At 39.2% G+C, this 26991-nt stretch carries 23 protein-coding genes; 9 read left to right on the top strand and 14 right to left on the bottom strand.

The window, feature by feature from the left end; genetic code table 11:
- Window positions 1–1031 precede the first annotated feature (1031 nt).
- From BLP63_RS11315 to BLP63_RS11255, 14 genes are all read right to left on the bottom strand, one after another.
- Complete coding sequence (locus tag BLP63_RS11315; RefSeq protein ID WP_092591616.1) at window positions 1032–1307, bottom strand: hypothetical protein; 276 nt, start codon at window positions 1305–1307, stop codon at window positions 1032–1034.
- Between the two features lie 309 nt (window positions 1308–1616).
- Entirely contained in the window at window positions 1617–1817 is a 201-nt protein-coding gene (locus BLP63_RS17100; protein ID WP_242870888.1) for a hypothetical protein, read from the bottom strand.
- A gap of 583 nt (window positions 1818–2400) precedes the next feature.
- Window positions 2401–5121, bottom strand: a complete 2721-nt coding sequence (locus tag BLP63_RS11305; protein WP_092591614.1) for an ATP-dependent DNA helicase — start codon at window positions 5119–5121, stop codon at window positions 2401–2403.
- A 226-nt stretch (window positions 5122–5347) separates the two neighbouring features.
- Entirely contained in the window at window positions 5348–5827 is a 480-nt protein-coding gene (locus tag BLP63_RS11300) for a hypothetical protein (protein ID WP_092591612.1), read from the bottom strand.
- A gap of 7 nt (window positions 5828–5834) precedes the next feature.
- A complete protein-coding gene (locus BLP63_RS11295) occupies window positions 5835–6101 on the bottom strand; it encodes a hypothetical protein (protein ID WP_092591610.1) in 267 nt (88 codons plus the stop codon).
- A 220-nt stretch (window positions 6102–6321) separates the two neighbouring features.
- Complete coding sequence (locus tag BLP63_RS11290) at window positions 6322–6903, bottom strand: type II toxin-antitoxin system VapC family toxin (protein WP_092591608.1); 582 nt, start codon at window positions 6901–6903, stop codon at window positions 6322–6324.
- Window positions 6896–8026, bottom strand: a complete 1131-nt coding sequence (locus BLP63_RS11285; RefSeq protein WP_170829426.1) for an ImmA/IrrE family metallo-endopeptidase — start codon at window positions 8024–8026, stop codon at window positions 6896–6898. Before BLP63_RS11285 ends, BLP63_RS11290 begins: the two co-directional genes overlap by 8 nt.
- Before the next feature lie 294 nt (window positions 8027–8320).
- Entirely contained in the window at window positions 8321–11452 is a 3132-nt protein-coding gene (locus BLP63_RS11280; protein ID WP_092591605.1) for a type I restriction endonuclease subunit R, read from the bottom strand.
- Window positions 11453–11467: 15 nt separating this feature from the next.
- Window positions 11468–12676, bottom strand: coding sequence for a restriction endonuclease subunit S (locus BLP63_RS16970; protein WP_207646456.1), 1209 nt, complete (start codon window positions 12674–12676; stop codon window positions 11468–11470).
- Window position 12677: 1 nt separating this feature from the next.
- Entirely contained in the window at window positions 12678–15263 is a 2586-nt protein-coding gene (locus tag BLP63_RS11270) for a type I restriction-modification system subunit M (protein WP_092591603.1), read from the bottom strand.
- Between the two features lie 248 nt (window positions 15264–15511).
- Window positions 15512–15694, bottom strand: coding sequence for a hypothetical protein (locus BLP63_RS11265; RefSeq protein WP_092591601.1), 183 nt, complete (start codon window positions 15692–15694; stop codon window positions 15512–15514).
- 18 nt (window positions 15695–15712) lie between these two features.
- Window positions 15713–15871, bottom strand: coding sequence for a hypothetical protein (locus tag BLP63_RS16900; protein ID WP_170829425.1), 159 nt, complete (start codon window positions 15869–15871; stop codon window positions 15713–15715).
- Window positions 15872–15883: 12 nt separating this feature from the next.
- Window positions 15884–17152, bottom strand: a complete 1269-nt coding sequence (locus tag BLP63_RS11260; protein WP_170829424.1) for an ImmA/IrrE family metallo-endopeptidase — start codon at window positions 17150–17152, stop codon at window positions 15884–15886.
- 96 nt (window positions 17153–17248) lie between these two features.
- Window positions 17249–17722, bottom strand: a complete 474-nt coding sequence (locus BLP63_RS11255; protein WP_092591597.1) for a helix-turn-helix domain-containing protein — start codon at window positions 17720–17722, stop codon at window positions 17249–17251.
- A 393-nt stretch (window positions 17723–18115) separates the two neighbouring features.
- Here BLP63_RS11255 and BLP63_RS11250 point away from each other — a divergent pair, with 393 nt between their 5' ends.
- The 9 genes from BLP63_RS11250 (at window position 18116) to BLP63_RS11215 (ending at window position 26930) form a co-directional block, all read left to right on the top strand.
- The gene (locus tag BLP63_RS11250; protein WP_092591595.1) at window positions 18116–18859 is read left to right on the top strand and encodes a helix-turn-helix domain-containing protein; all 744 of its coding nucleotides are present in this window, start codon (window positions 18116–18118) and stop codon (window positions 18857–18859) included.
- A 459-nt stretch (window positions 18860–19318) separates the two neighbouring features.
- Entirely contained in the window at window positions 19319–19807 is a 489-nt protein-coding gene (locus BLP63_RS11245) for an RNA polymerase sigma factor (RefSeq protein WP_092591593.1), read from the top strand.
- A 77-nt stretch (window positions 19808–19884) separates the two neighbouring features.
- On the top strand, window positions 19885–20055 hold the full coding sequence (locus BLP63_RS16895) for a hypothetical protein (protein WP_170829423.1): 171 nt from the start codon (window positions 19885–19887) through the stop codon (window positions 20053–20055).
- Window positions 20039–20362, top strand: coding sequence for a DNA ligase (locus BLP63_RS11240; protein ID WP_092591591.1), 324 nt, complete (start codon window positions 20039–20041; stop codon window positions 20360–20362). The genes BLP63_RS16895 and BLP63_RS11240 overlap by 17 nt, the downstream gene beginning before the upstream one ends.
- Window positions 20355–21476 carry a DUF2800 domain-containing protein gene (locus tag BLP63_RS11235; RefSeq protein ID WP_092591589.1) on the top strand — a complete coding sequence of 374 codons (1122 nt, stop codon included), beginning with the start codon at window positions 20355–20357 and terminating at the stop codon, window positions 21474–21476. Before BLP63_RS11240 ends, BLP63_RS11235 begins: the two co-directional genes overlap by 8 nt.
- Window positions 21477–21488: 12 nt before the next feature.
- Window positions 21489–22058, top strand: a complete 570-nt coding sequence (locus BLP63_RS11230) for a DUF2815 family protein (protein WP_092591587.1) — start codon at window positions 21489–21491, stop codon at window positions 22056–22058.
- Window positions 22059–22129: 71 nt separating this feature from the next.
- Window positions 22130–24070 carry a DNA polymerase gene (locus tag BLP63_RS11225; RefSeq protein WP_092591585.1) on the top strand — a complete coding sequence of 647 codons (1941 nt, stop codon included), beginning with the start codon at window positions 22130–22132 and terminating at the stop codon, window positions 24068–24070.
- Window positions 24071–24150: 80 nt separating this feature from the next.
- Entirely contained in the window at window positions 24151–24570 is a 420-nt protein-coding gene (locus BLP63_RS11220; RefSeq protein ID WP_330387143.1) for a DUF7768 domain-containing protein, read from the top strand.
- Window positions 24567–26930 carry a virulence-associated E family protein gene (locus BLP63_RS11215; protein ID WP_092591583.1) on the top strand — a complete coding sequence of 788 codons (2364 nt, stop codon included), beginning with the start codon at window positions 24567–24569 and terminating at the stop codon, window positions 26928–26930. The genes BLP63_RS11220 and BLP63_RS11215 overlap by 4 nt, the downstream gene beginning before the upstream one ends.
- Window positions 26931–26991: the final 61 nt, after the last annotated feature.

Here is a 26991-nt window from a genome sequence, read left to right as displayed (position 1 = left end):
ATGATCAGCTTTGGATTGCTTACCAATCATCGCTCTCTTTACGTTCGTAAATTTTCGCGTAGGATCATAGATCCTATCGTACTCATAGTAAACATAACAGGAGTCGTCTCGTTTTCTGTAGGTAATTTTACCTGCTGCTTCTGGTATTTTGACTAGAAAATCGAGGTACATATTCGTCCTCCTTTTTAGTAACATATGTGACTAAATACAGTATAACATTAAGCCCGTATCTTTGCAAGCAAATCCTCAGAAATACGGGCTTTGACTGATTATTTTCGGGTTAGTCACATTTTTTTATGGAAGTTGACATTGAACATTAGGACCAATCGTTGAACATTTGAATTGGGGCTGTTTCTGGCGAATTGGTTCATTCTTCAAGAGGTTTTCTTAATCTTTTATTCCACTGAATATGATTTGCGTCCTAACCATTTTCGATTCCATAATTTTACACAAAATATCAGCCTATACATCATTTATAATTAGCCTCATCACCTTAATGCTCACAAACTCTCAATTTTTTCGATGGAAGCCATTGGTTATTTGATGCTGATTCTTATGCTAATACTAAGCGTGGCTGAGTACGTGGTGCGAAGAGAACTGGAATTAGAGAAGAAAACGATCATTGGCACTGGTAATGTCAAGATGTCCAGGCCTTCCCTTGTTGCGATTCATGGGATCTTTTTCTCTGTTGTTACCTCAACAGTAACCATTGGAAAGGTGATCCACCCAGAGTATAACAAACCCTTAAGAGATAACGTCAGGACGGTGATGAGGTATTTAGGGATCCCTGAGGATCTATTCATTCGAGGTACAACATGATTTAAAAGCCTTAAATTAAATCCTTAATAAATAAACCTATTTCAGCGGAATATGAGATGTTAATGAAAAAGGTTGAAAACGAACACGGCACTCTACTGAATTGTGAAGTGGGGTGCCATGTTTTTTATATGTTAGTTCATAGGCAAATTGATATTGGTAGAGCAAAATAAAACGTTTTATTCCTCCTGCTTCATTTGTTCCATTCGATATATTTATTTAGATGCATATATACTTTCATTTCCATCCGAATCAATTTTTATTAGTCGTACACCTATGAAATCCGGATTATCTTTGTAATAGTTAAACATATCCCACGCATTGTCGAAACCCGAAACATCTCTTGAACCTGAACCGTAATGCTCAACTTTCCCACCATTATTGAACATTTCTTTTACTGAAGTTGTTTGATCATCCCATTCAACTCTATATCCGTAGGAGTCTTCTTCTGGAGTTGCTGATGATTCTAAAAATCTCATTCCTCTTCCCATTTGCATTGCACCTCCTCATTAGAATTGTTTATACCTTATTTTTTAATTCTTGACTATCTTTGCGTTGCAAAACCTTAATAAATAGGTTCATATTTATAAAGAAGGGCGGCTTCTATAAGTTCCAATGTGAAAATCCCCAAGCTCGAATCTAATAATATATCTATCCTACGGCAATCGTTCTTTATCCGATCTCCAACATTGTTTTCATGTATGCCTTTATCTTTCATTCTCGTGTCTGATATAACCGATGCGGCTAAAGTACTTTGAGCGGATCTATGATTATAATGCAGACTCACAAACCTGGCATTACTACATAGGCCCGGCTTTTCCTAATTTCAAAAAATCACCTTCATACCAAAATGTATAGACCCCCATCATTCCGGTTGGCAAACTCCTAGGCTGATGTGGTATTCCTCTATCAACAATTTCATATTTGGTTTTATTGATAGGCTTACCGAGCACACTGGATACCTCACATATAATTTTGTCAAAGTCATTTATAAAGTCCAAAAAAGCCCTCCTTTCATAAGCTGTAAATTTAGACTGTAGAACATGTAGATACTGGCTCTACGTTCAACCCAACCTTAATACCTCTGCTTTTTCATAACACATCTAAATTGACCACTGCAAGCCAATGTTATCTAAATCGCTCTGTCACGTTCAAAATCATGCCTTTGGACTTGTTACCATGAACAGATATTTTCACGATTTCATCACTTCGAATTTTCACTCTCAAACCCCTGAAAGCCTTTATTTCAAGGCTTTTCTACACACTCACTTATCAACCCTTGACATCAATACTACCGTCTCCGCGTGGCTCAAACCGTTGGTATTGATGTCTTGCGTGTGTTTTTTGTATTTTCTCGTATATGGAAATATGTCGACACCAGTTTACAACTTTTGTCCGTTCGTGGAAACCTATCAAAAATTTTAAATTGAGTGGTCAATACGGATGTTAATCCATTCATTCGATAGCATGTGAGAGTAGGAAGTTTGTCGAGTTGCAAACATTTAATTCGCTTTTCCATTTTTATTTTTCATTTATCACTCGTTCGAACAAATACTCAACCCTTCGGTTATTCTAAATGTGCAATTATTGCAAACTAAATAGTTCAGACAACAAAGCTGCATCTTTACGATAGTTATTCAGAGAAAGTCCTTCTAATATCTTTTTCTCTGTTTCAGGTGACCAATAGATTTTTAAATCTTCCTTTGCACGGGTAATAGCTGTGTAGAAAATATTATGTGTAATGAGTTCTTCTACTTCGTTTGTAATTACAACTTTTACAGACTTGTACTCCAAACCTTGAGCCTTGTGTATAGAAACTGCATATGCAACTTGAAATGGCACAATAGCATCAGAAGAGTCATCATCCTCATCAGTACTTTTAAACCGATTTACCCAAAAACTGATAATTGAATTTTTGCGTTCCGATTCTTCAATTAGAATAAAGTCATAATCTTCAGAATCCCATTCAGTAATAGCAATATCAATTTCAATGTCAAAACGGATTTTATGCTCTGTTGACTCTATATCTATTATTCTTCCTTTCATATTATTATAAATCAAGGGTGTAAACCGCTCAGACTCGTTAAACAATATAGGATCACCTACTTTGTAAATATTGATCCCCCAACCCACAGCTTTATTCGGATTGCTACTCTGCAAAAATTTATTAATATTGTTTATGCCATACAGTCCGTCATAATTCAGGCATAAAATTATTTCATCTTCCGAAAAGTGCTCAAAAATAGATTCATCTAGTTTAACAGAATATTTGCTTTTTACTAGTGGTTCCAAAATGGCATCATCCAAATTACGAACTCGATCCCATACTGTTAGTAACTCCTCTTTGCTACTTCGATACGGTTTCGTCAGCTCGGATACAGAGGATTTCGGAATAAATGTACGAGCAATGCTAAACCAGTTACCAAATAATATTGCTTCTATCTGAAAAACATCCCCTACAAGGACCAGAAGTTTAAATTTTGCTTTATCAAGAATGGTTCGCATATCTTTGTTGCTTACTGTACTACACTCATCAATAACTAGAATGTCATACTCAACATCTATATTGCGATATGTCAAAAATTTTGCAATCGTCTTAAATTCACATCTTGCGGATTTAACTTTCCTCCTCATATTATCAACAGCAGGATTAGTATTTGCTAAGAATAGTTTTTCTCTATCGTTGTATAGATTTGAAATATGGTTTATAAGTGTTGACTTTCCAGTTCCGGCTGATCCATATATAAGCGCCACTTGTGAATTTGAGAACATGGTTTTTAGAGTAGACAACTTTTCTTTACTATCAATTTTGTACGATTGATTCTGAGCTAACCACGATTCGACAAAGTTTGAATATCCGGCTATTCCGGAATTTGATAGTTCTTTAAGTCTTGAAATAATCTGAGCAGTATCATCAGCATATCCTTTGATGTAAAAATGATCTTTATACATCAATATTGTGCGATCCATATGCTCCTTTTTCTTAGTATAAAGTAATGAATTAAATTTTCCTATTGTAGCTCCAATATCTTCAAATTGCGACAACTCACTTTTTGAAGAAAATAAGACATCTTGATGTTCTGTGTTGTTTTTTATTTTACGTGCAAGGAATTCATGTTCTCTATCATTTGTGTTGATACAATCAAATAAATCATGAATACGAGGATTATGTTTTATTAGTGAAGTTGCTAATGGCATTTGGTCAAAAGGCATACAGCCCCATTTCAAATATAAATTAGACATTCCACTACAATTTTTATAATAATATTGCATTTTCATTGTTTTATTATTCATCTTATGGAGAAAATAACGCACTACATTACTACCTGGTTTATTGTTCTTTATTATTTCCCTCGACTGATCTAAAACATCGAAAATATAAGTAACCTTTGATTCTTTTGTGCAAATATTTTTAGCCCACATATAATATGAATCTGATGAACTTACAATATTCACCAAACTCATACGGGTGTTAGTAAGAAATTTCATCAAATCACGAAATTCATAGTTGCTTGAACTTATCTCCGGATGCCTCCCAAAAATATCTGCAAACCTGTTTACTTCACAAGGTCTGATTGAAACCTCCCAGCTATCAATCACTTGAATAGGCATGGTTTTACCCATTACCTCAATGTAATCATTATGTAAGGAAAGCTTTACTGCATAATTGTCTAATAGCTCAATGTTAGTGAAAGCAATGACCCTATCGAATTTACTGGATTTATCGTTGGCAACTGTAAAAGTAACTTCATAATAAATACAATGATCAATAAAGAAAGGTTTTATTTTCTGAATATAGTAACGTTCGTTAAAGGGATTACGAGTTGCATGAGGGCTCGGTCTATTTATTCTTGATGATATTTTTTTATAGTACTCTACAAGGTCAGTATCCAAATCTAATGGGAATTCATCAATATTAATTAGAACATCCAAATTATATGTGTCTTTTAAAAACACTTTGATTCTTATTAAATACTCATAATATTTGAGCATCAATCTCTCTGAGCCCCCCTCATCAAAGGTGTAATGAGAAACTGATTTTTGAAGCAAAGAGTGGAATTTTGCCAAAAACCGATATTGTCCATATTTTTGAATATGCTCCCACGCTTCCTTTTTCTTACTGTAGTTATTGGGATCAATGTCCACTCCATTTGAGTGAATTTTTTGCACTATATATTCTACATAGTTTCTAAGTTGAGCAAGTATATTTTGTGACAGCAGGCCTCTTTCAGAATTATCAAAACGGTCAATATTTTTACATATTACTTGATCTGCCTCTAATATTGCTCGGTCAATTTTAAACATCTTATTCCCTCTTTACTTTGAAATTTACAACCCTACACTCAAATAAAAAATGATGTTAAGATTGAGTCAATTGAAAAAGCGACTTATTCTTAACATCATTGTATCATTTTTACATATTTAGAAATAGGAATGATGGAAATTTCTGAACTTAATTATGTGAAAGTAGATTTTAGAAACTACTCCTTAATGTGCTGTTTAAAGTGCAATTGATTGCCAGAACGGTATTTTAAATATTTTCATCAACTACAGGGATTATATCTTTTGCATTGAAATATTCCGTTGTAGTTCGCCAAGAATCAATCAATCCAGGTACCGGTTTAAAGAACATTAATACAGATGCTACAAGTAACAAGTAAATATCAACCAAGCCAAATCCTTTAAAAATTGATGAGTTTTTGAAAGCATGAAGGAAAGAAATATATAGTAGATTATGGAAAGTATAAAAAGTTAATCCGTATGTTATAAAATCTGCACATATGTAAAAATTATCTTTCTTTTGTAAACGCCCATTTATGTATAGGTGAACCAATAAAGACAAAATTGTAAACGAAATAAATACCTTCAATAATATTCGACTTTTCAAAATATAGTCAAATAAGTTGATTGTATCGTCCCAGTTACAGACTCCAAAAAGAATAATACAAAATCCAATAATTAAGGCGATATTAACTTTCGCTCCAAATCCATTCTTATGTTTTAGCTCCATGTCATTCTCAACCTTTTACAACTGATCTATTTATTTTCTCTTTATTGAATTTCCTTGCATTTTCAATATCACTTTTTCTTCCACTCATGATAATATCTCGCCAGTTTTTAAATTCTTTTGTAGGAACAGCTATTACGTCATTTACTGAGTATATCTCATTATCAATAATAAATCTTTCTGAGTTAATTTTCTTCATAAGTTCATCACGAGATTTTACATCAATTCTTAAAAAAGTCTTTTTATTTCTCTTTTTATCAATAACACAGAATCTCATTGCTATATCATCACCTCATCGTCTTTAATAATTCCAATCTTAAAAAATCTAAAATGGCAATTATCCAACCAATACTCATTTAAACACTACCAGTGCATTGATTCGTCTTTTAAATAGTAACCATATTCTTTAACCTTTAATTTACTAACATAATTTTCATGACTGGTTCTGGTGCAAAAACTTCAACTAAAGAGACTACTAAGTTTCAGTGCAATAATTATTAAGTTAAACGCGCCATTAAACCATCAACAAATCCCTTTTCAACACACTTTGAAACATCTCTAAAGTAATATTTATGCTGAGTAATAATGCTTTCCTTTTCTGCGTCATTTAGCAACCCACTCCATGTAAGCCAACCAATTAATGAGTAAAGCGATTCAACTCTATTCACACCTAATGAATCTGAAGCAATTTTTTGAGCTTTTTTATCGTCAGTAAAAAGGCCAACATTAAATTTTTTTGCAAGTATTATCGCGGTTAACTCACCTCGTGATTTTCCACGCTTATGTTCGTTTACCAACGGATCGAGCAAATCAGATATATCCAAACTATATTTCAAAATCTCACCTGTCTCTATTGCTTGTTCAATTCTCTTATCTAGTTCAAATGCTCTTATTTCATGATCTTTATCCTTGTAGCCTCTGGATTTTTTTAGAAGTTCATATTCGATATAAGTTGTTATAATAAATTTGCATTTTTCAATTTTGGCACTTTGGAAAAGTGTTTCAGAAGATACAACATTTATAACGGAACAGCTGTCTATTACACTATTTTTGTTAAAATTCTTGATATCATTAAACATTCATAGTCCACCCCAATTCTTCAAATAGACTCTCTGTTTCATTTGGGGATAAGAATAGCATTTCACTCATTTTCAAGAATGAAATTTTCGAATCAATATATGCATTATATAACAATGAAATATAACTAAGTGAAAGACCAGTCTGCTGAATTTTTCGAACGCGTTCTCTCCCCCTAATACTTAGGTCAATTAGCTCAATATCAAGTTTTTCTCTTTTATTAATTTTTAAACTTTTGTAGTTTTCGTGCTGTGAGGGCGATATACGTCCTTTCTCTCTAAGGCGAATTGAAAGAGTCTCTGGATTTACAAATTGCTTTTTTGCAAGTTCCAAGAACATTTCCTTATTAATTGATTTTGACGATATTCTATCGATAAATTGATCTGGCACAAGGAAGCTTGCTGCAAAATTATTGGCTCTAACTTCCTCAGCCTTATCCGATTGCCCGGAAAAAGAAATCTTATATTCACTATTATTATCAAGTAGCGAATGACAAAGTTCATGCATCAATGTGAAATTTTGTCTATATGCATCTTCGAAGGAATTCACTACTATTACATTTCCTATTTTTTCATTTTGAAGATGAATTCCTGATATATTTGATTCGCTAAGTTTAAGTCTATATACTTGCACACCTAAATCTCTAACAATCTTATAAATGTCTTTATTACTAAAATTATTCTCTATTTTCAAAAAAATTCTTAACTGTGATGCCAATTCTTTTCCTTGATCTGAATAATTTTTTTGTTTGATAATTGGTTGAAAGTTAAATCTAGAAACTCCAATTGTATCATTTAAGTACTTTGCGAATTCTGCCATATATAAAATCTTAGACAGTGATCTTTTGTCTGCAATTGAAAGTACCTTTGCATTTGTTCGAAACAATTTATCTGTCTTCTCGAACTGAGTAACATCTTCGTTTGACATAAGATATTGAAAATCTACATATAACAATTCTGATAAGATGAGTATTTCATCGCCTGTTGGTACAATCTCATTTAATAAAATGTTATCCAATCTATCGAATGCAATGTTTGATTTGACTACAATTCCATTTTTCGTATATCCTTGCTGAGCCATAAGGTCTTTTACTTTTTTTACAAAGAGCTTTAAATCAAAATTCAAATTTCTCACCACCTCGCATTTAATTGTCCACCCACGTCTCACGCCTACCGGGAACTGTAGCGCCAGCATCATATATACCTTCAGGAAGATATTTATACATCTTGAGTAAATCTTCACCAGACAGAGCATTCTGACACATATTAATTCTTTCTCCAATTAAAAGCTTGATTCACCCGCAACATTTAAGCACTACAATAAGTCATTGAATACAGTTAGCCACTTTTTTGATAATGTTAAATGGCTTCACGTATTACTAATACAGCACAAATGCTACCTTCTCATCATCTTGTATCCTTACTTATCAACATCAAATCCCCCACTGAGGATAAAGTCCTTGAGCAGCTTTTCGATTTTGATGCTTAGCTGAAATGCAGAGATACTCGTCCCTTCTACTGCTTCGAAGTAGGCTTTTGCTTTGTCCCTGTCTACGGTTTTCTTAAGATCATCAAACCTGCCATACTCATTAATATTCGCTACAGTTATACCTGCACTCATAAGGCTCTCAAGCTTGAAAGTATCCATCCCCAAAGCATTTGCTAATTGGCGTACTTGTTCACTTTTTCCGCGAAACTGGTATTCAGTGATGTAGTCTCTGAAAGACTTCCCATCCTCCAGTTTAGCATTTCCACTATGCACATCATGTATAAAAATGTTCGCATATTTCTGCTCTTCTTGTGTTAGAGATGCAAAAGATTTATGTAGTTCATCCAGTGTTGCTTGAAGCTGTTCTTGGTCTACATCCTCTTGGTGCAGCACTTTAAGAAATTTCTCAAAACGTGAGTTCATATAATCGGTATCGATTCTTCCGGTGTCAATAGCTACTAGATGACCATCAATATCAAATGGAATATCTCCACCACCACCGTCCCCACCTTCTGCAAATAGCTCTTTGTAACGCAGTGCTAAAATCAGATAAATATTCTCATCAAATAGCATCTCGACTACTTTTTCAGGATCTTTAAAAGAATAAATTTGCTGCTTCCATATGAATCCTTGAATCTTCGCTGCTTCCAGGAAACTATTTAATTCACTGAAAAGCTTGGCAAACTTAGCGCATTCGGTACCTTCGACTGGCAAGTGAGTAAACTCAGGGACACCTGCCATTGTGAACAGGCGTGAAATAGCTGAAAAGATTTGATTCATCATCTCAAGGTTATAATCAAGGTGCTCCACAAATAATCCAAGTACTCTATTACCTGAGTATAAATCAACTGCACTATTAATATTTCGTCCCATTGTATGTGGCTTACGATAATAGCGAATTGTGCCAAATGGTTTATCTGGTCCAAATAGACGGTTAGTTCGAGAAAAAGCTTGAATGATATTCTCGTATTTGAGAATTTTATCTAAATAAAGGGTGTTTACCCATTTCGAATCAAATCCTGTAAGCATCTGATCTACAACAATTACAAGATCAATCTGCTTTTCAGGGGTTCGTTCAATGCGTTCGTAGGGCTTTTTATGAGCCAACCGTGTAGCAATATCTTTCTTAAACTTACTGTGATTGACTAAAGTAAAGTCCTGTTCGTATCGGGCGTTGTAATCTTCTATGATTTCGACAAGGCCATCTTCCTTGAATTTCACGCCCCCATTATTGTCGATGTTTGGATCAAAAAGCGCCGTGATTTCCAGGTCTGGTTTTGCCTTTTTGATAAGCCTGTAATACTCGATGGCTTCTGGGATACTACTGGTAGCAAATATTGCATGAAACTTAGAGGCATGACTTAATCGAAGCCAGTTATCCAATATATCCTGAACAACCATGTCCTGGTGTTCAGATCGCATATACTGTTCTTGTGATAGAAAGTCTTCAATACCTTTGATATACTCACCACTCTTCTCGCGGTGTCCTGCCATTTTTACTTTAGCACCATCCATGTAGTGATAATATTTCTCTGCTTTTCTTGAATCGCTGATAGCGTCTTCTTCTGAGTCAGCATGCGCCATCATAAGCGCCACTGCTCTACGCAGATCAATATCTCTGTAGGTCAGAACTTTATAAGGGTCGAAGCCCAGCACGTTTCCATCACGAATGCCGTCAGCAATACTATAGCGGTGCAGCTCATTACCAAAGACAGTTGACGTTGTATTCATTTTTTTCTGGTTTTCTTCCTGAATAGGCGTACCGGTAAAACCGAAAAAAATGGCCCCGGGGAAAGTCTGTTTTACTGTGATTAACATATCCCCAAAAGTAGATCGATGCGCTTCATCCACAATAAACACGATGCGTTTTGAATTCATCAACTGAATGTCAGTAGCATTCAAACCGCCTTCTTCATTCTTGATGTTACTCATCTTTTGAATAGATGTAACAATAAGCGTATCAGCAGGATTTTTACTTTTAAGCTTTGTAATAAGCGCGTGTGTATCCTCTGTAGCCTGCACTTCTTCATTATCTTCAGCAAAAGCGCGATACTCTCTAAGCGACTGAGTACCGAGCTCTATTCTATCCATTAAGAAGACGACTTTATCGGCATCCTTTGAATTGGCTATAAGCTGAGCAGATTTAAAACTTGTCATTGTTTTTCCGGATCCAGTTGTATGCCAAATGTAGCCACCAAGCATCTCGTTATTGTTCCAGTCAATCTTCGACACTCTATCAGAGATAGCGTTTGCCGCATAATATTGATAGCTGCGCATGACTTTTAATATGCCATCAGAAGCATCGGCGACTGTATAAAAACCAATCATTTGATGAGCCATCGGAATTGATAATAGATACGTCGCAATATCCTTCCAGCTATTAATGGGCTCATTATTGAAATCTGCCCAGTGAAAATAAAAGTCCTTATTAAAGACGCCATCTGGACCAGGATTGGCGAAATAAACAGTCTCTTCAGGTTGCATAGCCACAAATATCTGCACCAGCGAGAAAATTCCCGAAAAGATTCCTTCATCAGAATATTTCTCAATCTGGTGATAAGCTTGACTTACAGGAATTCCACTTTTTTTCAGCTCAATGTGAAACACTGGCATACCATTTATTAGAAGCATCAAATCCCCACGACGATCGTTTAGGATCTTCGATTTAGATTTAAATGTCGGTTGTTGAGCAATCTGATATCTGCTTTGACCTGCAGCAATTTCACGACGATCATATATTTTCAGACTAATTTCTTTGCCATAATGTAAAGGATCATTTAGGCTATCACGCGTTAAAGAAACTGTTTTTCCATTAATAAAACTATTGAGTTTTAAGGGGCTTCGAAGAGCCAAAACTTGCTCAAGAATCTGTTGCATCTCTGTTTCTGTCAAAGGAGTGTCATTTAAGCGATCGATACCACGATTGTTCTCAAAAAGGATATCTGCCCAGTTACTCAGCAAATCTTCTTCAGTCGGGTATTTCAGAACATGATTTTCCCAGCCTTTATTTTGCAAGGCTGTAATCATAGCCGCTTCAAATTCAGCTTCGGTTTTAAATATCACATAATCACGCTCCTCTTATACAAACAACTTCTCAAGACAAGCTTTTTTGATATTCTGTAATTTTTCAAGCTTACGCTGATGAAGGGTGATAAGGTTGTCGAGATTGCGGAAAAACGCACCGATTAGCTCTTGTTCATGCCTCCGTAGTGGTATACGAACTTCCATTTCAGCCAAGTCATTTGCATTTATCGCAGGATAGCTTGTACCTGTGCATCTATCTAAAACAGCTTTCACAAGTAGGTCGGTCTGTACAAAGCTCAAAAGAAAATAACCATCAATATTAGGGCGCATTTGTGCATAGCCAGTAGAGAAAACATAGGTATTATCATTCTTTTCAAACAAAAAATTGTTTCTTTGATACGGGCGCACAGTCTGATAAAAGAGGTCCCCGACTTGAGCTAAACGCTGCGCTCTGGACGGTGCTGTTATCTTCGTTTCCTCTCTGTGAGAAATCATCTCTATACCCACAACAGACTCTAAATCAACATACTCAAATACTTCTGGTAACTCGACTTTTGGATTGAAGTCCGCTATGTCTCTCAACTTACTCTGTTCCCAAGCATCTGTAAATCCCGCAAATCGAATTTCAGGAACGTTACTCCCGTTTTTCGGAAACATTTTTTCAATCATTGCCTTTTTTACATTTTTCAGTTTTAAAAGTTTACGCTGATGAAGGGTGGTAAGGTTGTCGAGGCTTTCAAAAAACAATCCGATTTTCTCTTGTTCATTATATGAACTCGGAACTTCAATACACATTTCAAGAAATTGTTCAGGTGATAGTGTTCTTAATTTTATTACCGTCCCTTCAATATACTTTGCTATTTCTTCAATAAATTTGTCTGTATGAAGTCGTTCACCCACAAATTTTGGACTTGTTTTTTCACACTTAAAAATCTTGTATATAGGAGAGACAACGCCTGTTCTATGCTTGTTTCGATGGATTGCACCGTGTATTACATTAGCAGGATTATATATAATATCGTCCTTTTCCGTTCGTGAGAAAATTTTGCTATATTTATCAGTCATTATGAAGTCACGCTTATTACTTTTCTTGTCTTCAGGATTGATTACACCTTCTGCGTACGAGAACGCTAATAATGGAGCATCTTCTGATATTGTCTGGTGTTCTATGCGTTGCACCAATATATCTGATAACTTACGCTGTTCCCAATCATCAGTAAATCCGTTAAATCTAATAGTAGGTACTTTAGCTCTTTCAGTCATTTCATTCTCCCCCAAGCAGGGCTTTCAGTTCAGACAGGCCCCTCATATCCACTTCGCTACCAGTGAGCTGTTCAAGCATAGATGAGAGCGCTGATTCTGTCTTCACTATCTCGTCTTCTACATCTGAAAAAGTAATAGCATATTTGTCCGAAATCGCCTGCACCTTCGACGCGAGGGTATCGAGGATGACCAGAGATATCTGATGTAACTCTTTCATAAGTGGCTTAATCCATTTAAGCTCGAGCAAAGAGTAAACTTGCTCATCTGTTAGGTTTTCAATCGTTTCTTTTGTAAGTGAGTGCAGTTTATCAGAGTCGGACTTAATATTTTTCTTCAGACCCTTTTCATCATCGAGTAAGTTCATCACAGCAAGGATTTTGCCTTCTGGGCTGTCCACTGCGTAGTCCGATGCTTGATGCCCCTTAAGAAGATCTTTAGCTGCTTTAACAACCAATCCTGTCACAAATTCGGTGTTGTCTTCGTTTAAAACATCGCTGATGTCTTCTTTTTCTTCTTCCGTTAGTGAATCAAGTATTTCTTTCAGCTCTACCGTTACCTGAGCAAGTCGGTCTTCTTTTTCTTTTAAGGCTGCCGCTTCCTCATGAAGCAGTGCTTCTTGCACTAAGTCAAATGGTATGATTCTTCCTAACCAGCCTTCTTGAACTTCAACATCAACACCATTTTTCTTTTTTATAACCATATTTGGATCAACTTTTTTAATAGCACTGAATCCTTCTGTTTGAATTATCTCAAGATCAACAGAAATCTTAACCCACGCATCATTAAGGATCTGGTACGCTCGATATTCATCTACCAACGGTACAGAAGATAGACGTTCAAATATCTCATTGCTGAGTAAAGTTTCTTCTTTTGAGATATTGAGAGTTTCCATACCCTCGACAAGATGACTGTATATCTCAGCATCAAAGCCAGAGAAAGCCCCTGCAAAATGCTCTTTAAAAGAGATTACATCAGGATGATTTTTAATAATGTCTTTAAGGCACCTCTCTTTAATATTTACGTGCTCACCAGAGTCATTTGTAAATAGCTCTGCTTTCAGACCAGGGAATGCCAGCCAGTATGCAGATAGTTCTTCAATTTCTCTTTTTGGTATGCCTCCAAACATAGACGAGTAGATGTCCCAGCTTTCAGGGGAATCGGAAGAGTCAACATAGCGTGGAATATTGAGATTGTATTCATTGCTTCTGATCTCGTCGCGGCTAATGACACGAGCAAACTTTGGCAAATCCTTACGAGCAGCTACGGTATCGGCGATTCGTTTGATATCAGATGCCCGAAGCTTATTATTTTTTCCAACTTTAGTGAAACCCTTAGAAGCATCGATGATATGAACGTCCGTATTCTCACGCTTTTGTTTTAGTACCATAATGATGGTAGGAATTCCTGTTCCGAAAAAAATGTTAGCAGGTAATCCAATAATGACATCTATATGATTGTTCTCAATTAGATTTTTACGAATTACACCTTCTTCACCACCACGGAATAAAACGCCGTGTGGAAGAACGATGGTCATAATTCCATTAGGTTTGATATGATACAGGTCATGCAGCAAAAAAGCGTAGTCCGCCTTACCTTTTGGTGCCAGACCAAAACGGGCATAGCGTGGATCGGTTTCTTTATTTTCCGGGTCCCAGTGTTGTGAATACGGAGGATTGGAAACAACCGCATCTACATAAAGAGGATTGTAGGTACCTATCGGGTCACTCTCGTCAAAATATGGCCAGTCGTCTTCCAAGGTATCACCGTTGCGAGTAGTGATATTGGACGGCAAAATGCCCCGCATAACAAGATTCATGCGGGTTAAGTTATATGTATTTTGCTTGAGCTCTTGTGCATAATATTTGATGTTGTCGTCATCATCAATATGTTTGGAAACGCTGCGTCCAATATTAATAAGCAAACTGCCTGATCCACTCGTTGGATCGTAGATCTGAATCTCCTTGCGATCTTTCAGGTGATCGGCAACGATCTCACTCATTAATAGAGATACTTCATGCGGAGTATAGAATTCGCCCGCTTTCTTACCAGCGTTAGCTGCAAAGTTGGAAATAAGATATTCATAGATGAAACCTAATACATCGTAATCCTGCTTACCGTCCATTGGAATATCTTTAATCAGCTGAATTAGATCGCTAGCAGCTTTCGTTTGTGATCCAGAGCTTTCTCCTAACTTTGTTAGACCTGTTTGCAGCGTTTCAAAGATACCGTCAAAGACTTTTTTATAGTTGCTGTCAATTAATCGGCTAAAAGCAGAGAGAGCATCACGTACATTTGAAATGTCAAAATCTTTACCCAATGTGAGCCACGTAGAAAACAAGTCTTTATGGGCTATAAAGTATCCAATATTACCTTGGATATACTTGACGGTTTCAGTATCTTCTTCACTTAAGAGCTTGATGTCTTCGGCTGTAGCCCCTTTGCTTTTCATGAAGCGGACCTCTTTATCTGAAAGGTACTTATAAAAAATGAAGCCTAAAATATAATCTTTGTATTCATTTGCTTCAATTTTAGATCGCATCTTATTTGCAGATTCCCATATTCTATTGGCTAATTTTTGCTTATTCACTATACTCCTCCTGCTGTTTCATATTGTAGTGGTCTGTTTGATTCAATATTAGAATGACACATGTCTTAATTTTACTATATTATGGAATCAATAACAATTGCGTAGAAACTAAAAACAGACCTTAACTAAACTGGACCCAATAAATTAAACACTCATTTTTTCAAGTGTCTATATTATAGGGTCCAATTTAGATGATTAGCCTATTATTCTTTTCTGGTTTTATCGGTACATCTGTAATCCATACCATATCACTTTATCGGACAAGCCCCACCAACACACTCCGAATCCTCAGATATTCCCTTAACGCGATACTTCTCATCCACCAATTCAAGCACCACACCAACATGTGGATGCCCTTCAATTTGTCTGACATCAATGCGTCTGCCATCATTCGTGAATGCGTATGGGTAGTGAATAAAATCAATCTTCATATCTGCTCATCTCCTTTATCACCGACTATTTTGAAATGTCGAAGTCACCATTTGAAACTCTGCTGAGGTTAGCTCCTGTCTCATTTTACCTAGAATGTAGACCATTTCTTCGCCGTGAGCATCATTTTTTAAAGCCAAGCGTAATTTTTCAAGATACATAAGCTGAATCCGGTTCATCTGACACCCCCCCTATTCTATAAATGTTGTTGGCTGGTATTCTTCATATGACGCGGAATTGACCTTGCTTAGGGGTAAATCAAAAAATTCAACAAATGCATCTATGAAAAACTTCATATAGCTCTTTTTCGATAAAAATCTAAACTTATCCTCATTTTTTCTAAATAAGATGAGAAGCTTGCCACTTGAATACCGTGCAGTAGCATATAACATTAACATTCGAATACTCTTATGATCAGACAGCATTAACATGACAAAGTCCATCCAGTCCTGGCTGTCTATGAAACTAATCTCGCCTGAACCAAGTGCTTCTTCTTCAACAGACTGTAGGCAGTATTGCACATCTCGAGCACGCTGCCAGGGCTCAAGGATACCACTTAGCAGAAATGTTGTTGGGGATCCACATTTTGTACAGTGTCTTGCGCTGCTATCAGAAATCTCCTGAACGCTGCAATATGAACTGGAACACCAGTTAATAAGTGGGATTCCGCAGATACTGCAGTGTTTATCCTCTTCTTTGATGTCTGAATTAGAGCATTGGGGACATAACAGAACTTTTCCGGTTTCGTCAGTTATTATTCCATCGTCATATCGCATAACGAGGACTCCTTTATGAGAACTTAATGACTTAGCACAAATCGGACAAAATTGATCAGACGTATTAAACTCAGTGTTTCCGCAGTTTTTGCAGGTAGGGAATCTGTTTGAGTTTTTTAATTCATTTGCGCGAAGCTGATTAAGTCTAACATGGAGTGCGCTCTGCGAAACCATAAACGTTTTTGCAACCAAGCTAAGATCAGTAAAATTTGCGTTCACTAACTCTTTTTTCGGCATGAGCAGGCGACCAGCAAATTCGTCCGCTTCTATATCTTCTTCGTAAATGTCTTCTTGAGTTTTTTCAGAGAGCGGAATAAGGGCATGCTCAAGATAGATATGGCCAAACTCATGCGCGAGGGTGAAGTTTACAGCATGATCAGATGACTTTTTATATGGATATTTCGGTCTGCCATTTTGATCAAACAACTGCGATCGGTTCACTACGACGTAATACAGATTATGTTCTTTAATATAAATGGTGTTTGCCAGCGTATTCGAGCTAAGTTCTGCTGATGAGCTGATCCGGATATTGCACTGCTCAGGAACTTGATTGATCCGCTTAGCAACCTCCACGCAGTCCACTACTGGCGTGAACAGATTAAAATCCTTCTTAAAACTTCTTACGGCACGATCAATGAGAGGCTCGCGATGAGGCTGAATGCTTCGCGTATTTTGACTTTTCAATCGCTCTCCCCCCATAAAGCAAAATAGACATACAGAACACTTGTTCTACACATCTATAATATACGCCTATTTATGTATGCCGTAAAGAGGGCATTTTTATTTTTTGCTTAAGGTATCGATTAGATTTCTAAGCAAATTTTTTTCTTGCTGGCTAAGTCCGCCTTTAGTGAACCCTTCAAGCACTTTCTTAATAGTATCGATGTCTTCATCAGAGCTTCTATTAACCGCTCTTGCCAAAATATTGATCAGGTCTTCGTCTTTATTTAGGATTTTAGTGATCTTTCTGCGGTAGGTGTCGATGATATTCCCTGACTCGTCTTTATGGACGATATCTTCAAAACTACCACGAGAAATGACCTCAGTAGTGTAGCCTGCAACCTTCATAAGCTCTTCCATTGAAATACCTAAATGTGGTGCAATCGCCCTTAAGATATGTGGGGACGGATTCTGTCTTTGTCCACTCTCAATCCTTGATATTTCAGATACACTGACGCCACTTAGATCGCCTAATTCGTTCTGGGACATTTTGATGGCAGTTCTAAGCTCTTTGATGTATTGACCCAATGTCATGCCTTTCACCTCCGGTCAAAAAACATATTTTGATTGCTGATTTGATATGTCAATTGTACAATATTTATTGCCAAATGACAAAACGTTTTTCCACTACGCTATTGACAATCAAAGAATAAGGTGTAGGATAAAAGCATAAAAAGAACGCTTGTTCTATTTTTAAGATATTATCCTTGTATCTAAGTCATAGAAACGTCTATCGATAATATTAAATTAGGTAATGCTTAAAAGTAAATACAAAAGTACGATCTGTTCAGTAATAAATATCGAATCACAAAGTTATATTGATTTATAGGATGATTTCGAAATGAATTTCTATTTATATTCAAGTTTTAATTCGATATTGAATTTTAGTTCAAATTATGTTATGAATTTGTTATAAGGGGTGGTTTTATGCATGGCACCGAAAGCAAATTGTCAAATGTGGTTAGCAACATTTACACATTGATAAATCGTTCAAATAAAAAAATTGGTGAACTTGAGTCATTTGCAGGAGTTAGTACCGGATATCTTTCACGTCAAAATAAAGAAGGGGGAGTAGTAAAACTTAGTTTAGAATTTGTAATAAAAGCAGCTGAATTTTTAGAAGTTAATCTTGACGATCTTGTTGGAGCTGATTTGAGTACATTAACTCCGGATGAGCAATTTTTGATGAGATTTTTTGAGAAAGTAATAGAAGATACAATAAGCTGCGAATTGGACTGGAAAAGAGAAAGTGAAAATAGTTTAGATGATTACAATAAACCACATATTTTATTTGAATATAGGAGGAGTCATAACGAATTTGGGGAAATAGATTTAGACGCCAAAGTATATATATCACAATTTGTTGATAATGCTTTTATTAATGGAGATGCATATAGAACTTTACTAAAAGACACCAACTCTGAATTAATTATAATGAATTGCTCAGCACCTTCAAAATCAACGGATAAAGAATTCGATTATTTTTATGAATTGTATATTATAGATGAAAAAGAAGCAAAAGCCTTATGTTGCACTTTTATGACAAACGAACCAATAACGAAACAAATTGAACGTCTGTATCTGTATGCAAGTGAAAATTCTAAAAATATCAAAATGGATAAGGGCATAAAAGCAATATTGGGATTATATATGGATGGAGTACCTTTTTAAAGTGGGGGATGGCTGTGGTAAAAAGAAAAGAAAAGGAAATACGAACAAACAAGAACAATCTACTGGTATGTAAATGTCATGATGATAACGGCGTTCCCATTTTAGAATTTATACATCAAAAGAAAAGAGACAAAATGACGGTTGATGAACTACTTAAAAAGATCTACGAAAAATAAAATCCAGAATTGCAGTCTAGTTGTCCGCAGTCAACAGGTGCGCCTGGAATTAACAATTTAAGAGAAATTAGCTTGGATGAGCTGGTCCTTACGATATGTATTGAGACGAAGCCAGAGTGATGCAAGAGAGACCTTGATGAAGGTTATCTTGTGTTGCTCTGGCTTTTTTTGTTTTCAAATCTCTAAATAATTTATTCCAGCCTAATGACTCCCGTTTAAAAAAACGGCGAGTTTTTCAGGCTCATTTTGATGCCCTTTTCTCGCATGAGAAAGGGTGTTCAATGTGTCAACCAAAGACAATTACCAGCCAAAAGATCAGTTCTTTATCGAAATCGAAGGACAGAAAGTCCCAGTCACCGTGGAAGTTTACCAAGCCTATATGCGTCCCATCTGGGCAGAGCAAAAGCGTTCTGAACGCGAAAAGCGCTGCCGAGATGAAAACGGTAACCGCTGCACCAAAGACTGCAGTACTTGCAGTAAGCAGCGATCTGGAACGCCCTACTCAATAGACAGTTTCCAAGAGGCTTTCGGCTTCGAACCCGCCGAAGACATTGATATCGAAGAGCTGGTTGCAGACAAACTCCTCCTTGGTGAGCTGTTCGACATCTTAAACGAACTGGACCCAAGTAGCCGCAGAATTATCGAACTCTTTAGTATTGGCCTCCCAGAACGTGAAATCGCAGCTAAAACCGGACTATCTCAGAAAGCGGTCAACAAGCGAAAGAATAAGCTATTCACCTATCTCAGAGAAAAGCTAAAAAATATTAGATAATTCGGTACTCAAAAACATCAAAACTGTCCTGTGTATAGTGAGGGAGAAAAAATATGCCCTCAGAACGGAGGTGCAATATGCAAATAGTGAACACCCAAACTCACGATCCACAAACTGATGAGGACCTCGCAGACGTCCTTACAGCAATCAGCGTCGTCGCCAAACGCCTTGCGCAGAAGCTAAATGTCCTATCACAAGAAGCTCAGGAAGAAACGAAAGGAGAAGACCAAAGTGAGCAAGATGAGTGAAATATCCCAAGTTGTAAATGAACTAAGGCGCTGCGGCGAATTGCTGATTGGAATATCAGAGTCCTTAACCGAGCTATTCAGTAGCAGCGAGCCCAAAGCCAGTACAAATGAGTCGCATGTTCCTGTTCCAGAAAAAGTGATCACGCTTGAAGAAGTCAGGTCTGTTCTTTCTGAAAAGTCTCGCGATGGTTATACCGCCGAGGTGAGGTCGCTTCTGTTAAAGTATGGCGCAGAAAAGCTGTCGGAAATCAGTCCTGCAAAGTACCCTGCACTTCTCACTGAAGCTGAGGTGCTTGGTAATGGCTAAACACGCACTACTCTCAGCATCCTCTTCTCACAGATGGCTTCACTGTCCACCCTCAGCAAGACTCAGTGAAAATTATGAGGATAAAAGCAGTGATTATGCCGCCGAAGGCTCAGAAGCTCATTTACTATGCGAGCATAAGCTGAGATCAGCGCTGGACATTAAATCAGAAGATCCAACATCTACCCTCGCCTACTACTCCGAAGAAATGGAAGAATGCTCTGAAGGCTATGCGACTTTTGTCCTTGAGCTCTTTGAAACCACAAAGCAGACCTGCGCCGATCCTGTTGTCCTAATTGAGCAGCGGCTTGACTACTCAAAATACGTTCAAGGTGGCTTTGGCACCGGAGACTGCATCCTCATTGCTGACGGAACCCTATACATCATTGACTTCAAGTACGGTCGAGGCGTCCAAGTTGAAGCAAATGATAATCCACAAATGAAGTTGTACGCCCTTGGTGCCCTTGAGGTCTTTGATGGCATCTACGACATTGATACGGTATCCATGATTATCTACCAACCCCGGCGGGACAACGTTTCCACTCATACAGTGTTTAAGGAATCCCTGTATCAATGGGCAGAAGAAATCCTAAAGCCCACTGCCGAACTTGCCTTCAGCGGTAATGGAGAGTTTAGCTGTGGTGAGTGGTGTCGGTTTTGCAAAGCAAAGTATGACTGCCGTGAAAGAGCTGAGGTTAATTTAGGCCTTGCAAAGTTCGATTTCAAACTACCACCGCTGCTGACAGATGATGAGATCGAAGAGATCCTCGGAAAAATTGACAACTTGATCTCTTGGGCATCTGACATCAAGGACTATGCGCTACACTCTGCACTTAGCGGCAAACAGTGGACTGGGTGGAAGCTCGTCAGTGGTCGTTCTACTCGAAAGTATAAAGATGAAACAGCGGTCGCTGATGCTGTAAAAGCAGTAGGCTTTGATCCCTATGAACACAAGGTCCTTGGAATCACCGCAATGACAACGCTCCTCGGCAAGAAACGCTTTGAGGACCTTCTCAGTAACTTCGTCGAAAAACCTGAAGGTAAACCAACACTGGTACCTGATAGTGACAAACGTCCAGCGTTTCACACTGCACAAAACGACTTTATTGAAAATTAGGAGGAAAAACAAATGTCAAACAAATCAAATGTTAACCCTTTAAAGGTCATCACAGGCCCTAATACTCGCTGGTCATACGCCAATTGTTGGGAACCAAAATCCATCGCAGGCAGCACGCCAAAGTACAGTGTTAGCCTCATCATCCCAAAATCCGATACTGCCACAGTCGCAAAAATAAAAGCAGCCATTGAAGCAGCCTACCATGAGGGCGAAGTTAAGCTAAAAGGTAACGGCAAGTCTGTACCCCCCCTTTCAACCATCAAAACGCCTCTTCGGGATGGCGATGTCGAACGTCCAGACGATCCAGCTTACGCCAACGCCTATTTCATCAATGCAAACTCCGCTACTGCTCCAGGAATCGTGGATGCAGATCGTAATCCAATCCTCAATCGTTCAGAGGTGTATAGCGGAGTTTACGGCCGAGCCAGTGTCAACTTTTATGCCTTTAACTCAAATGGCAACAGAGGGATTGCAGTTTCACTCAACAACCTTCAGAAGATCCGCGACGGCGAACCTCTTGGTGGCAAGTCCAGCGCCGAGGATGATTTTGACACTGAAGATGATGTGGATTTCCTCGCCTAAACGATAGGTCCAAAGGGTGGTGGAGTAATCTGCCACCCTGACCTGATTTATGAAAGGACGGTCACCCCTTCATGAAGCACATACATCTTGATTTAGAAACCTATAGCAGCATTAACCTCGCAAAGTCCGGAATTTATCGTTACTGCGAATCGCCGGATTTTGAAATCCTGCTATTTGGTTACTCCATTGATGGAGGTCCGGTAGAAGTTATTGATCTTGCAAGTGGCGAGAAAGTTCCAGAAGATATACTTTCCACTATTAAAGATGACTCTATTATCAAATTCGCTCATAACAGTTCGTTTGAGCGTATCTGTCTATCACGTTATCTCGGTTATCCTACCGACGAATATCTAAAGCCCACTTCTTGGCGCTGCACCATGATCTGGGCTGCCTATATGGGACTACCCTTATCCCTTGAGGGGGCTGGAGCAGTTCTCGGCCTTGATAAACAAAAGTTAAAAGAAGGAAAAGAATTAATCCGGTATTTCTGCATGCCTTGTAATGCAACGGTTTCAAATGGCGGCCGAACACACAATCTCCCCACTCATGCCCCTGAGAAATGGTCAGCATTTAAGGCTTATAACGTCCGTGACGTCGAAGTCGAAATGGCCATCCATGAAAAGCTATCTAAATTTCCAGTACCTGAAAATGTGTGGGATGAGTATCACCTTGACCAGGAAATCAACGATCGAGGTGTTGCCCTGGATATGGAACTGGTGCATCAAGCGATTAATATGGACGGTCGGTCACGTGCAGAACTGATACACATGATGCGAGAAATCACAGACCTACAGAACCCCAACTCCGTTGCCCAGATGAAAGAATGGCTGTCGGACCAAGGTCTTGAAACAGATACGCTTGGTAAAAAAGCAGTTGAAGAACTCTTAAAGACAGCACCTGAGCCACTCGGAAAAGTGCTATCCCTTAGACAGTCTCTTGCGAAGTCATCCATTAAAAAATACACCGCGATGGATAGTGCCGTCTGCTCAGATGGCCGTGCACGTGGAATGGCACAATACTACGGAGCAAATCGAACCGGTCGATGGGCAGGGCGTCTTATACAAATTCAAAATCTACCGCAGAACCATTTAGAAGACTTGGAACAGGCACGCAGCCTTGTCAGAAACGGTAACTTTGAAGCGATTGAAATGCTGTATGACTCCATACCAGAAGTTCTCTCTGAACTCATCAGAACTGCCTTTATTCCAAAGCCTGGATATAAGTTCGTCGTGGCGGACTTCTCAGCTATCGAAGCAAGGGTCATCGCCTGGCTTGCTGGTGAAAAGTGGCGCCTGGATGTCTTTACCTCTGGTGGTGATATCTACTGTGCGTCAGCCTCACAGATGTTCCGTGTTCCTGTCGAAAAGAACGGAACAAATGCTCATCTTCGTCAGAAAGGCAAGATAGCCGAGCTTGGACTTGGCTACGGGGGCTCAGTCGGCGCGCTGAAGGCCATGGGTGCCCTTGAGATGGGACTCACTGAAGACGAACTTCAGCCCCTCGTCACTGTCTGGCGTGCATCCAATCCAAATATCGTCAGACTCTGGTGGGATGTGGACCGTGCGGTGAAAAGGTCCGTCAAGGATCGCACCACCACTGAGACACATGGTATTCGCTTTTCCTGCCAAAGCGGGATGCTCTTCATCAGCCTCCCATCTGGCCGACGACTCTCATACGTAAAGCCGCGTATCGGCATAAATAAGTTTGGTTCAGAATGCGTCACCTATGAAGGTGTTGGCGGTACCAAGAAGTGGGAACGCATCGAAAGCTACGGTCCAAAATTTGTTGAGAATATTGTCCAGGCCATAAGCCGCGACATACTCTGCTTTGCCATGAAGAACTTAAGACACTACGCCATAGTCATGCACGTTCATGATGAAATCGTCATTGAAGCTGACAAGGATGTGTCCGTCAAAGACATCTGCGATGTAATGGGCCAATCCCCACCCTGGGCAAATAGCCTATTACTAAGGGCTGATGGGTTTGAGTGCAACTTTTATCAAAAAGATTGACGTTTTTGGTACTCAAAATGCCACAAAATGTCCTGTGTATAGTAGAGGGCGACGATGCCCTTCAAGATTGGAGGATTAAGATGGATAAATTTAACCACGAACATTACTATGATCCCACTGCTTATGAAGCGCTATCCGCAGTAGAAAAAGAAGAAAAAGCTATGCATGCCTACAGGTCCCTCGTCTACATCGCCTCACCATTTGCAGGAGATATACATCGAAATATTGAGAGGGCTCAGGGGTACTCAAGATTTGCCGTCAGTAAAGGCTATATCCCCCTTACCCCGCACTTACTCTACCCACAGTTTATGGATGATGAGGACAAAGAGCAGCGCGAACTTGGACTCAGATTCGCCCTTACATTACTAACAAAATGCGAGGAGCTGTGGGTGTTCGGTGAACGCATCACGGATGGTATGTCGCGAGAGATCGCAAAAGCAAAACGAAGAGGTCTACCCATTCGATATTTTACCAGCCGATGTGAGGAGGTCTTTAGATGAGAGCGCTAAAGATCGCCTATGGCAACAATCGCATGTACAAGAAATGGAAGAACAGTGAGATCTCCTGGCCAGACTTCTGTAACAAAGTAAGCACCACCATTCGAACCACTGAAACCATTGAGGAGTATCAGAAATCTAATAAAGGTCAGCGGGATGACATAAAGGATGTAGGAGGTTATGTCGCAGGCCACCTTAGGGAAGGCCGGCGAAAAAAAGGCTTTGTCCTCTCGCGTTCTATGATCGTGCTTGACATGGACTATGCGCCTTCGAGCATCTGGGAGGAAATCACGACGCTTCACGACTTCACCTGCTGCGCCTATTCTACACACAAGCATACTCCAGAACATTCCAGGATCCGGTTAGCCATTCCCTTACAACGCGACATCAGTGAAGCTGAATATCCAGCCGTTTCGCGAATGGTGGCAAAGGATATCGGCATCGACCTCTTCGACGATACGACCTACGAACCGCAAAGGCTGATGTACTGGCCATCCACCTCAAAGAATGGCGAATTCTTCTTTAATCAACATGACGGAAAACTTCTCGATCCAGACTTTTATCTGTCAAAGTATGACGACTGGCAAGACGAGTCCACCTGGCCAAGGTCGAGTCGTCAGTCTGAGGTCATCCATAGCGCGGCTGTGAAGGCTGGTGATCCACTTTCAAAGCCTGGAATCATTGGTGCCTTTAACCGAACCTATAGTGTCGAGGACGCCATTGAAACCTTTTTATCTGATATTTATGAACCTACAACAATGAATGGTAGATATAGTTACATCCCTGCTGACAGTAGCGCAGGTGTCATCACCTATGATAGTAAGTTCGTCTACAGCCACCACGCCTCAGATCCCGTCTGCGGTAAGCTACTGAGCGCCTTTGACCTTGTGAGGCTACACCGCTTTCAAAGCCTTGATGATAAGCTGCCAGAGGACACACCCATTACCAAACTCCCGTCTTATATCGAAATGACGAAATTTGCAGCATCGGATGAAAATGTAAAACTGCTTTTAGCACATGAACGTAAACTACAAGCAGTCAGTGATTTTAGTGATGATGACTGGCAAAAGGGACTTGAATATGAGCCACGCTCTACCGTTCTTAAAAACAACCTTCACAACATCACACTGATCCTACAGCACGATCCTAACCTGAAATCTATCGTGTTTAATGAACAACTTGACGGTATGGAGATAAAGGGTCAACTCCCCTGGAATCACCCCTCAAAATACTGGCGTGATGCAGATGATGCCCAGCTCATCAGCTATGTAGACTCAAATTATGGGACCTTTTCTCAGCGAAACTATCAGAACGCTGTGGCGAAGGTTGCAGATGACCGTTCCTATCACCCTATCCGCGAATTTTTAGACTCCTTACCCGCATGGGATGGCATTCCAAGAGTGGATACACTTTTAATCAATTACCTTGGTGCAGATGATAATGAATACGTCAGGGCCGTCACCAGAAAAACCCTCTGCGCAGCCATCAGTCGTGTAAAAAGGCCCGGTTGTAAGTTTGACTCCATGCTGGTGCTGAATGGTCCTCAGGGCGTAGGCAAAAGTACACTCATTTCAAGGCTTGCCGGCGAATGGTTCTCAGACAGTCTCAACCTCAGCGACACGAAGGATAAAACTGCTGCAGAAAAATTACAAGGGTACTGGATCATAGAGATCGGAGAACTGGCAGGACTGAGAAAAGCTGAAGTTGAAACGCTCAGGTCTTTTCTTTCAAGACAAAACGATATCTACCGTGCAGCATTTGGAAAGCGAGCAACGCCTCATCTAAGGCAGTGCATCTTCTTCGGGACAACTAACGCAGAGTCCGGTTACCTCAGAGACACAACAGGTAATCGACGGTTCTGGCCGGTAAAAACGCCAGGTAGTGGCAGTAAATACTCCTGGAAGTTATCAAGTGATGAGGTCCTGCAGATCTGGGCAGAGGCTAAAGTCTACGAAAGAGCTGGAGAGCCACTCTTCCTCGAGTCCTCTATGGAGCAGCAGGCCAAGGCTGAGCAGCGAGAAGCTCTGGAATCAGATGAGCGTGAAGGCCTCGTCAGGGAATATCTCGACACACTACTTCCTGATGATTGGGAGGACCTCGACCTCTTCGATCGCCGTAACTTTCTTAATGGCACAGAGCTTGGCGGCATCGGTCGTCGTGGTAAAAAAAGACGGCTGAGTGTGTGCAATATGGAAATCTGGTGTGAGTGTTTTGGAAAAGACCGATCAAATCTAAAACGTCAGGATTCGAATGAGCTCACCGCGATTCTCATCAAGCTTGGTTGGGAGCGCATGGCCAAAAAAGATAGAAAGCCACTCTACGGACCACAGTATATCTTCATGCCAAGAGACCGCGCGTGGTGACGTTTAGGAACAACCTGTTCTTAGCATTTTGTTCTGAAAAGTTATCTGAAGAATTAAGGAA

The organism is Acidaminobacter hydrogenoformans DSM 2784 (assembly GCF_900103005.1).
GTDB lineage: Bacteria > Bacillota > Clostridia > Peptostreptococcales > Acidaminobacteraceae > Acidaminobacter > Acidaminobacter hydrogenoformans.
The sequence above is the reverse complement of the archived record's forward strand: the minus strand, read 5'-3'. Positions and strand labels throughout refer to the sequence as shown.